The 479-nt window shown below is 79.3% G+C and carries 1 pseudogene; it reads left to right on the top strand.

The features are described from left to right. Positions 1-479: pseudogene (locus ACETWP_RS17300) on the top strand (hypothetical protein); the annotation flags it as partial.

The following is a 479-nucleotide window of genomic DNA, read 5'->3' as shown; positions in this document are numbered from 1 at the left end:
ACCGTGCCCGCGAACCTCCTCCCCGGCCTGGACCCCGCCCACCGGACCGCGGATGCCACCGGCGGCGGCGCCGCCGGCCCGGCGCCCACCACCGGGTCCGGATGCCCGGGGGTGGTCCTTCCCGGACCGGCCGGGACCGCGCTCCCGGACCCCGCGCCCGCCGGGTCCGCCGGGTCCTGGCCCCGCGTCGCGGACCTCGTCCTGCGCCCCGGGTCCGACGTGCCCCGGACCCGCCGCCTCGGGGCGATCGACCAGGAATCCGCGGCGGTCCTGATGGCCGGGGCCCCGTCCTGGTGGCGGATCCTCACCGACCCCTTCGGCGGCGCGGTCATCGACTGGGCCCACGAACGCTACCGCCCCACCCCGGCCCAACGCCGCGCGCTGGCCCACCGCGACCAGACCTGCCGCACCCCCGGCTGCAACCGCCCCGCCATCGTCTGCGAACCGGACCACACCATCGAATGGCGCGAGGGCGGGAC

This window comes from Arthrobacter halodurans (assembly GCF_041877255.1).
Classification (GTDB): Bacteria; Actinomycetota; Actinomycetes; order Actinomycetales; family Micrococcaceae; genus Arthrobacter_N; species Arthrobacter_N halodurans.
This window is presented reverse-complemented; position numbering and strand designations above follow the sequence as displayed.